This is a genomic window from Methylobacterium cerastii, from assembly GCF_022179125.1.
Lineage (GTDB): Bacteria > Pseudomonadota > Alphaproteobacteria > Rhizobiales > Beijerinckiaceae > Methylobacterium > Methylobacterium cerastii.
The window spans coordinates 17,871-27,411 of record NZ_BPQG01000013.1 but is presented as its reverse complement, the minus strand read 5'-3'; the positions used below and the strand labels follow the sequence as shown (position 1 = coordinate 27,411).

Sequence of the window (9,541 nt, the reverse complement as noted above, 5' to 3'; positions counted from 1 at the left end):
TGGAACCGGGGGAGGATCAGAAAGGGCTTGCGGGTCCGCGTAACGTCGAAGAGGCAGTACGCAGCGGGCATGCTTACCCAGTCGAGTCTGACGGCCGGCACCGCACCCGGCGTATGCAGCCTGGGTCTAACTCGTACGCTCGATAAGTACCGCGCCAGTCAGGCCGAAGCCCAATTTTGTGGTGTTACCTGATGGCTCTACCGGGGCCATCATACCTACAAGGTTCTGATCTAGCCTTATCGGCAGAGCTGGCCTCCACTCCTCGGCAGCCCTTTTGCCGTTTCCAACCCTCTGAATTCACAGGGTAAGGAACAGGAGTATTCGTGCCCTGCGGGGATCTGCACCCACCCCCTGTTTGCCCTACGGTGAGGCGTTCCGCGGTTCGGGCTAGCTGCAGCCAAGCCCTCCATTCCCGCGACACGATGCAGACGACGTTGGTGTCGTTGCGGAAGCGGGCAAGCCGTCGTTCCTCGACCGTCACCATGCTGAGCTTGCGGGCCTCGCGGATCGCCGTGCGCACTGTCGTCTCGGAAACGCCTGCAACCGCCGCGATGTGCCCCACGGTTAGCCGGCAGTCGCCCCGTTTGGCGGTCTCAGCCGCGATGAGTGAGAGCACCGCCTGCTCGGCGAGGGTGAACCGTGCCGCGATGGCCGGCGGAAGCCGTCCAGAGGCTGCCCAGCGGCGACGGCGGGCCATTGAGGCATCCGTGCGCGGGCGAGAGCCGACGCAGCTCCTGGTGCCTCCTGCGGGACGCTCAGATAAGCCCGCGGGACGCTCGGGTAACTGCCGGGCTTCGATCAACCCCGATAGCGCCTCGGCTTCGGCCTCGGACAGGTGCCCCTCTCCGAACGCCTTCCACAGCGTGGACGTGACAGCCGGCAACGCGGCGCGCGGGGCTGCCTGCGCCTGTCGGCGGATTTCCTCATAGAACATCGTCCTCAGCCCTCTCGGGCCGCGGCAGGCACAAGGCACGACTTATCGATGCAGGAATTGGCGTTCCCGCTTGACTCCCGTGGGGGTCATGTGGCTTGTGAGGGGCATCGTCTGCGGCCTCACAAGGCCATCTCGATTTTGCGGCCCTCCTGTTTGGCGACAGGGGGGCCGTAGTCGTTTCAAGGTCTACGTCGCGGCGGTCATCTCTCCTGATGCCGACCCGACTCGCCGTTGGGCGAGCTGAGCCGGAACAGCTCATGTCGTCTGGGCAAAGCCGCCAAGTCAACGTCTCCTACGATGTCAGATAGGCAGGCGTCTATCAAGAAACTATCTTGCGGCAATCATGCACGCAGATTCGATTGTCGGTTGGACGCTTGATCGGGGCTTCCGCGATGTGTCGATCGGGCGACCAGCGACCGCGTTGCGCTCACCACCAAGCCTTGAGCATCCAACATCCTGGCATCAGGCTGTTATCTTGCGCCTATCATGCAGGCAGCTTTCTAGCCGCATCGTATGCGGCAACTGCAAGCTCCAGAGCCTCTGCAATCGTGATGCGCCGGTGGTAGGCGATCCGCCGGAGCGCTTCATGCGTCTCCGGCTTGATCCGGGTGGCGAAGGGCTCCCGCCCGGTGCGGCGCAGAGTACGCCCATCTACCTTGCCCGGATCGAATGCCGGGGTTTCACGGGGGGTGAGCACCGCCGGTCCGGCCAGCACGGGTGACGCTACGGCGGGCTCGGGCTCTGATGCAACCGGCGGGATCTCTGGAGCTGATGCCTCGGCCGGCTCATCCTGCTCGCGCATCATGCGCGCGACGGCATCGGCATCAAGGCTGGCGCGGTTGCGGGGCTTGGCGGCCATTACAGGGTCTCCAATCGAACACGGACCGCATCGGCGAGCGCGGCGAATTCTAAGCCCGAGGGGCTGTCGGCTGGGACCAGTTCGCCAGCGGAGAGGCTGTCGGCGACGATCGCTCGCAACGTCACCGGTGGGGCTACAGGTTCGGTGAGACCGGCGAGCGTGCCGACAACGTCGCGCCCTGATCCAGTTCGACGGTCTACCCGCGACGGCACCACGAGGATATCGGGTCGCCCTCGTCCGCCTGCCTTACGGTGGCGTCGGACGATCCCGACCGTCTCGGCTGCGCCGCGGATATCGAGCATGGAAGCGCCGACCGGTACGAGCACCATGTCAGCGATTGCTAGAACCGCGCCGAAGGCTGGACCAAGCGCACCAGGCGCGTCGAGGATCACGAAGTCGGCGTCGGTGCCCCGCACCGCCCTGGTCCAATCCGCGACCGCCTTCGGTTCCACCTCTTCCAGAAGCAGGGGCCGAACCTCGAAGGGGAGGGCGCCGATCTCCGCGACCGCGGCAGCATGTCCGGCTGGATCAGCATCGAGGACCACGACGCGCGCGCCCCGCCGGGAGAGGACCGCGGCGAGGTTGAGGCAGATCGTGGTTTTCCCAACCCCACCCTTGGTCGACGCCAGACCTATCAATTTCGCCATACCGCAACCTGTCCGCCTGATTGCGCCCATCTACAAGCAAGACGCTATCTTTCATGCAGCGATCAGGAGGGCACCTTACAATTAACGATCCGTAAACGAAGTGGGCGCCATTCCAAGGGGCCTGTCGCAAACTCTGATCTGAGACGCGGAACGACCTCTGGCGTCCGGCTTTCACCCTTTGTTCGCCTGAGGAAGTCCGAAGCAGATTGCGAGCAGCCGGTTCTGTTCGCGCACCGTCCATGCGCCGGCCAACTCGAAGCCCTTGCGCAGCCAGAGCATGGCCTCGAAGCCCTGGATCGTGCGCCGCGCCGTGTTGAACGAGCGGAAGCCGCCCACTCGCGGCATCGACCGCTTCACCCGGAAGTGGTCGCTCTCGATCCCCTGCTGCAGGTGCTTCGTGACGTAGTGGACCGGCGTGCGGGGCAGCAGGCCTGCCTTCCGGCTCTCGGCGATGGCCGGCGGGTAGGTGCCGGCGCCATCCGTGCCGATCCGGTCCGGGGCCAGCAGCGGTTGATCCTGCAGCATCTTGCGGAAGAACCGCTTCGCGGCATCGAGATCGCGGTTGGCGGTCAGCAGGAAGTCGATTGGATTGCCGTGCTTGTCGACGGCCCGGTAGAGGTAGCGCCACTCACCGCGGACCTTGATGTAGGTCTCGTCGATGCGGACCGAGCCGCAATGCGCCTTGCGGAAGGTCCGCAGCCGCTTCTCGATCAATGGCGCGTAGGCCAGCACCCAGCGGTTCAGGGTGCTGTGATCGACCTCCAGGCCACGCTCCGGGAATAGCTTCTCGATGTCGCGGTAGCTCAGCGGATAGCGCAGGTACCAGGAGACGGCCTGTACGATGAGCGTCGCCTCGTAGTGACGGCCTTTGAAGTCGGTCTTGGCCCGCTGCTTCAACTTCGCAGCGATGGCGTGCAGGATCATGGGCCGGCTCCAGGGCGGAGGCGGCAAGCTGGTCAGAGATGGCTAACGATCCGTGAACGAAGGCACGTTCGCATTTGCGACAGGCCCCCCGGGACTCGTTACCGATGTCCATGAGGCGATTTCGGGATCGGCCTATGGACGTCGGGATCAGCGCGGCATGAGCGTGGCTTGGCCGTAACCCGGCTATCCTGCTAAACGATGGACGTGTTCTATCGCTCCGACTGACGAGAGTATGACAAGTTCAGGCATCCCGCAGGCGATAAATCCCCAGCGGAGGCATTTGAGCCGTGTGTCGGCTGACAGCTTCGGCCTCTACCATGATATGATCCAGTCGAGCGGAGCGGCGACATACCTCCTCGGCGATACATTCGAAGCAACCATCGCCGCGCAACATTTCGGCCGCTTGACGCTGTACGATAGGCAACTCATCGGCGCCGACCATAGGCGTGATCCTGCGCATATTCGGCGCGATGGTTTCGAGCACTACTATCTTCAAGTTTTACGATCCGGCCGGGTCGTGAGCGGTCGGCCTGGGGAGGAGCGTCGTCTTGTCCCGGGTGACGCTGTTCTCTTCGATGCGACCCAACCGATGCGGTCGATCGTGGACGACGGTGATGTCGTCACGGTCATCTTGGCCCGTGATCAAGTCGAGGCTGTCGCGCCAGACGTACGCCATCTGCATGGAAGCATCCTTCCCAAGGGTGAGAAAGGTTCGCTCGGCCAAGCCGTGCTCTCTTTCATCCGCTGCGCATCGAGTTTCCCGGAAACCTCGGCCGCCGGGGTAGGTCACGTCATCACCAGTATGCTTGGCCAGGTCCAGGGAAGATCGGATTCGGCCTACAGTGACGCCGTCGGCGAAAGCAATTTGCAGTTATCGCGGCGTATCAGGGCGGAAATATTCATCGACAACAACCTCGCGGCAGATTTGAGCTCCGACGCTGTCGCTCGTAGCATCGGTGTTTCCCGATCTTCTTTGTATCGTGCAATGCAAGCCGTCGGTGGCGTCGAAACGATCGTCAAGCGTCGGCGTGCCGCTCGCCTGCGACTGCTGATATCCCGAAAGGACACAGCAAACTCTATCGGCTTTTTCGCGGAAAAGATCGGTTTCTCAAGTATCAGTCACGGCTCACGTGCATTCAAGGAAATCTATGGACAATCGCCGGATCAGTTTCGGGCGGCTCTTCGAGATGATGGAATCTCGGTCGCTCAAGCTTTACACCCAGGGCGAATGCGGGATTGGTACGGCATTATAAACGATTGAATGGTTGCAGTTGGCTAAGATCTGTAATGCTATTGATTTAATTGCCGGCGGGCCGAATCAAATATTGGTACGTTCTTTCTTCCGGCCGATCGACGCCGATCGGTTGGAAAGCGGGATACCTGGTTTAAATGACTGAGTTGGCTCAATAGCAACCTAAACGACATGTCGGTAATCCGATCGTTTGCCCGACGAGAAGATCAAAGACCCACAGGTCGCGGAGGACCAAAGAAAACGGCCGGAGCATCGCTGCCCCGGCCGTCCTCGATTGTCTTGAAGCGGTACAGTCAGCCTCAGCCGAACTTACCATCCGCGAAGGCACTGCGGCCTTCGAGAGCGCCGAACTGGAGGTAGTGCAGCATCGGATCAACATGAGCGTTGGCCACGTCGGCATAAGCCGTCTCGTACATCTTGGTATCAAAGCTGGCTGACGGATCACGGCCTTCCTTGAAGCCGAAGGTATCGTAGTGCGTCAGCGGGTCAACGTTGGCTCCCTTCACGTCGGCATAGGCATTGAGGTAGCCCTTGGTGTCGAACACCGCGTTCGGGTTGCGGCCCTCGTGCCAGCCAAAGGTCTCGTAATGGGTGTAGGCGAACACGAAGCCGTCGCCGCCAGCCGTGATCGCCGCTTTGGCCACGTCCGTGTTCGAGAGAAGGTAGTACTCCGCGTCAAAGCCCGGATGCGTACCCAGATCGCCAGCCTTACCGACGGCGGCGTAGGCCTGCCGACCTTCCGCCTGCCCGAAGGTCAGGTAGTGGGTCAGCGGATCGACACCGGCCGCCTTCACGTCCGGATTGTGCGACAGGTACAGCTCGTTGTCGAAGTTGGCCGCCGGGTCGCGGCCTTCCTTCCAGCCAAACTGATCGTAGTGCGTCAGCGGGTTGATGGCTGCCTTGGCCACATCCGCGTTGGCCGCGAGATAGCCGGTGGTCGAGAACTCCGCGTTCGGGTCACGACCCTCATGCCAGCCAAAATCTGCATAATGTTGATCCGGATCGACGTGAGCCCGCCACACGTCGAGATTGGTGGCAGCGTAGAACAGGTCGTCGATGAGCGGTGAGCCATCATTTCCCTTCACCGTGCCATCGGTGAAGCTGATGGTGGCGACACCGGTCAGATCCGTGACCATGCCGTTGGGCGCAGTTACGAGATCGTGACCGCTGCTGAAATCGAAGTGTGCATCGGTCAGCGCGAAACCGAAGCTCAGAGCCGCCGGGATCGCAGCCTTGGCAACGTCGAGAGTGAGTGTCGTCTGGCTGGTGTTGCCGGCCGCATCCGCCACCGTCTCGATGAACATCGCTTGGCCGGCCGTTGTCGGATGGTAGCTGTAGCTGCCATCAGCTGCGATCATCAGGGTGCCGTTCGTACTGTCGACCTGTGTCGTACCGGCTTCAGGTACCGCGACAGATGGGGTGCTGGCGAACTGTAGGGACACGACGTGAAGGCCCGATGCGTCGCTGTCGTTCGCGAGGACGTTGCCGGTCAACGTCGTTACCACCCCGGTCCCAGCCGCCGCATCCGCCTGCAGGCTCGGCGCAGCCGTATCGAGGATAAGGCGCACCGGCTGGACTGCAGCAACGGTCGCGCCGAGGGTGGTTTCAGTGACTGTAATGGCATGGGCGCCGTCGGCCAGGAGGGCGGTGCCCGATCCATCGCGAAAACCGAATGTGTAGTGCCCCTGCGCATCGGCCGTAACAGAACCAAGCACTGTCCCGTTTTCGGAGAACGTCACGAGCGCACTAGCGTCAGCGGTACCTGTTACAGTCGGGTCGGTCGTGAGACTATCAGTGCCTGACACGCCGGTGTCGCTTGCAAGTGCTGCAGTGACGGTGAGCGTCGGTAGGCTCAGCGTCACCTGCGTACCGCCGGCGCCATCGGAGGCCGCTGAGAACTGAGCACCGGCATAGGAGCCGGTGAAATGCAGCGTCGCACGCGTACCAAGGGCATCGGCCAGCGTCAGGACATTGCTCTCATAATCGAACATAGCCGTGCTCGTTTGGCCGATGCCGCGCAGGTTGATAACGTCGCCGTCGGCAGCAAAGCCTGCGATGGTGTTGGCGAAACCCGCATCGCTTCCTAGCGCCACGCCCTCGATGCGCAGCGTTTGGGCGCCGTCGGTGAAACGGATCGCGCCGGTTCCGGCAGCGGCTGCCGTGACGGCGCCGAAGGAGCCGGTCGTGGCCGCGGCGAGATCGAGGATGCCGGAGACCAGCGTGGTCCCACCGGAATAAGTGCTGGCGCCCGAGAGCACGAGGACACCGCTGCCCGCTTGCACCACCGATCCGGCCCCGGAGATCACGTCCGCCTGCACGAGGTCGCTGGCATGGGCGAAGGTCAGCGTACCGGCGTTCGCCACCGCCCCGACGATCGAGCCAGAGGCGCCGACGACGAGACCCGCGCCGGACGTGACCGCGATCCCGGAGGCGTAGCTCTGTGCGTCCGCCAGCGTCCAAGTACCGCCCTGGACGTTGAGAGCCTCGAACCCGACGATCGCCGCCAGTGTGCCGGTGGTCACCCCGCTGTTGGCGCCGAGATTATTCGGGCCCGCGCCCGTGCGATCGTCGAGGCGCAGGTTCAGGATGTCGGTGCCGGCCCCGCCGTCTATCCGGCCGGTGACGGTCGCGCCGGTGTAGAGGTTCAGGGTGTCGTCGCCGCCCTCCAGGCTGATCGCCCGGCCGGTGTTGCCGGTGATCGTGCCGTAGTTCGAGAGCGCATCGCGGCCCTCGCCGGTCTGGATCGCTGCGCCATCGCCGGCGATGAAGCGGGCGGAGCCGGTATCCGCCGTCGTGTAGGCGACCCCGTTCAGGGTGCCGACGGTACCGGGATCGGCATTGCCGTCCTGCCGCAGGACCGTGCCGATGGGGACACCTCCGTTGCCGGTGATCGTGCCTGCATTGACGATGGTGTCGTTGTCGATCGCAGCCGTGCCGGTCTTGTTCTCCAGGCGGATGGCATAGCCGTTCTGGCCGACGATCGCGCCGGTCGCACCGTTGACGATGCTGGTGGCCGCCACGCCGCTGCGGCTGCCGTTAGAGTTCGAATCGTTGTTGACGACGATTGCCGTGTCGGCGCCGCTGATCGTGCCGTCGTTGACCACGACGCCGCCGCCAAGCGACAGACCCTCGCTGCGGTTCGCTCGGCCGTTGCTATCGAAGCCACCCGCGCCCTGCCCGTTCAGCACGCCGCCCGCGCCTGCGCCGGCGATGAGGCCGCCGGCGAGATTGTAGACGGTAGCGCCTCCGTCCACGTCGACACCGTCGCCATCGCCATCGATCGTCGCGTAACCGGCCCGGTCGTAAGTCGGCGCATACTCGCCGCGGATCGTGCCCGAATTGGTCACGACTACGGTGCCGGCCGCGGCACCGGTGGTGTCGGCACCGACACCGGAGCCGTTGTGGCCGAGGATCGTCGCGCCAGCCTGGTTCACCACCTGGATGTTCGTGGCCGCGGTGTTACCGACGTCCACGCCGTGCTGAGCGCCTTGGATCAGGCCGTGGTTGTCGATGGTGTCGTTGGTAGCGGTCGCGGCGTTGATCCGGACGCCGCGCGAGATGTCGTAGCGCTGCGCGTTCGAGGTGTTGCCGGTGGCGTTGAAGCTGTTGTTCGAGGAGGAATCGTTGACCGGCCCGGCGCCGGTGATCGTGCCGTAATTGACCAGCGTCTGGTGGGCGCCAAGTCGAATCGCATCCCCGCTGTCGCTACGAATTAGCGCCGTGGCATTGCCCTCTGAACCGTTGGTGATGACGCCGCCGCTGGTGAAGTCGGAGGCCGGGGCGTTCGTCGCACCGACCGCGGCGTTGTAGTTCAGCGCATAGGCGGCTGACGGCGGCGTAGCGCCAGTCGTGCCGATGGCGGTGATCGAGGTAGCCGAGAGGATCTGGCCGAGATTGATTAGGTTGACGGTGCTAACGGCCGCGTTCGCCCCCGTGAAGGCCTGCGCCTGGATAGCGTCTCCATCAAGCGCCCGTACGATGCCGTTCGTGCCCACGAGGATCTGACCGTTGCCGAGTGCCGCTCGGATCGCCCGCTGCCCAGATACCGTGTCGGTCAGGGTGCCTTCGATATCGATGGTTGTGGCACCGGAGGCGACCGTCGCCTGTATCGCCGTCGACGCCGTCTGTGTCCGGGCCGATCCGGCCGCCAGCGTGTAGGTATCGGCGGATCCGATCGTGAAGGTTGTGCTCTGTGATCCGGGCTGAATCGTTTGCGGCATAATTGGGTTTGTCCGGAATGGGATCCGTACGCTTACGCCGGTCGGCGCTCCGCGGATCTGAAACCGCCTCGGTTAGGCGTCGGCAATGACGGCCCCATGACGATCGTTGGCTCCGCCACCCACGTAGAGTTTCGGGAGGGACCGCCATGAAGGCGATCCTGCCATGTCGGCAGCCTCTTTGGCGGTCTCCTATTCTCAGAATTCACAGGGTAGGAAACAGGAGTATTCGTGCCCTGCGGGGATCTGCACCCACCCCCTGATTGACGCGGTACGGCACTGCGCTCGCCGGATCGGGCCAGCCGGAGCCAAGCCGTCCACTCGGCCGACACGATGCGGACCACGTTTGTGTCGCTCCGGAAGCGGGCCAGTCGGCGTTCCTCGACGGTGACGAGGCCGTGTCGCCGGGCCTCGCGCAGAGCGTTGCGGACGCTGGTCTCGGACACGCCCGCGAGCGCCGCGATGTTGCCGACGGCGAGGCTGCATGATCCCCGTTTCACGGTCTCGGCCGCGACCACTCCAAGGACCGCCTGCTCGGCTAGGGTGAATCGCGCTGCGAGGCCCGGAGGGAGCCGCCCAGAGGCCGCCCAGCGGCGGCGACGGGCCATCGAGGCATCTGTGCGCGGTCTGGAGCCTCGCCGGGCGCCTACGGGGCTTCCTGACGGATTTGGGGCGCAGGTTCCAGCATCAGCCTGCTGTGCCTCGATC

General features: G+C 63.9%; 5 protein-coding genes. 1 reads left to right on the top strand and 4 read right to left on the bottom strand.

The genetic code is table 11. From position 1 onward, the window contains the following. Positions 1-1,418: 1,418 nt before the first annotated feature. The 3 genes from MFF13_RS06350 to MFF13_RS06340 form a co-directional block, all read right to left on the bottom strand. On the bottom strand, positions 1,419-1,793 hold the full coding sequence (locus tag MFF13_RS06350) for a hypothetical protein (protein WP_238271475.1): 375 nt from the start codon (positions 1,791-1,793) through the stop codon (positions 1,419-1,421). After that, positions 1,793-2,440 (bottom strand): ParA family protein, encoded by a 648-nt coding sequence (locus MFF13_RS06345; RefSeq protein ID WP_238271473.1) that lies wholly within the window; start codon positions 2,438-2,440, stop codon positions 1,793-1,795. Before MFF13_RS06345 ends, MFF13_RS06350 begins: the two co-directional genes overlap by 1 nt. A 171-nt stretch (positions 2,441-2,611) precedes the next feature. Further along, a complete protein-coding gene (locus MFF13_RS06340; protein WP_238271471.1) occupies positions 2,612-3,364 on the bottom strand; it encodes an IS6 family transposase in 753 nt (250 codons plus the stop codon). A 232-nt stretch (positions 3,365-3,596) separates the two neighbouring features. On the opposite strand from MFF13_RS06340, the gene MFF13_RS06335 reads away from it, so the two are divergent. Continuing rightward, positions 3,597-4,625 carry a helix-turn-helix domain-containing protein gene (locus MFF13_RS06335; protein ID WP_238271418.1) on the top strand — a complete coding sequence of 343 codons (1,029 nt, stop codon included), beginning with the start codon at positions 3,597-3,599 and terminating at the stop codon, positions 4,623-4,625. Positions 4,626-4,915: 290 nt separating this feature from the next. Here MFF13_RS06335 and MFF13_RS26355 read toward each other — a convergent pair whose 3' ends face one another. Next, on the bottom strand, positions 4,916-8,836 hold the full coding sequence (locus MFF13_RS26355) for a beta strand repeat-containing protein (RefSeq protein WP_283205812.1): 3,921 nt from the start codon (positions 8,834-8,836) through the stop codon (positions 4,916-4,918). Between the last annotated feature and the right edge of the window lie 705 nt (positions 8,837-9,541).

Coding starts and splice junctions, on each gene's coding strand:
- MFF13_RS06350 (WP_238271475.1), bottom strand. CDS start 1,793: ATGGCCGCCAAGCCCCGCAACCGCGCCAGCCTTGATGCCGATGCCGTC.
- MFF13_RS06345 (WP_238271473.1), bottom strand. CDS start 2,440: ATGGCGAAATTGATAGGTCTGGCGTCGACCAAGGGTGGGGTTGGGAAA.
- MFF13_RS06340 (WP_238271471.1), bottom strand. CDS start 3,364: ATGATCCTGCACGCCATCGCTGCGAAGTTGAAGCAGCGGGCCAAGACC.
- MFF13_RS06335 (WP_238271418.1), top strand. CDS start 3,597: ATGACAAGTTCAGGCATCCCGCAGGCGATAAATCCCCAGCGGAGGCAT.
- MFF13_RS26355 (WP_283205812.1), bottom strand. CDS start 8,836: ATGCCGCAAACGATTCAGCCCGGATCACAGAGCACAACCTTCACGATC.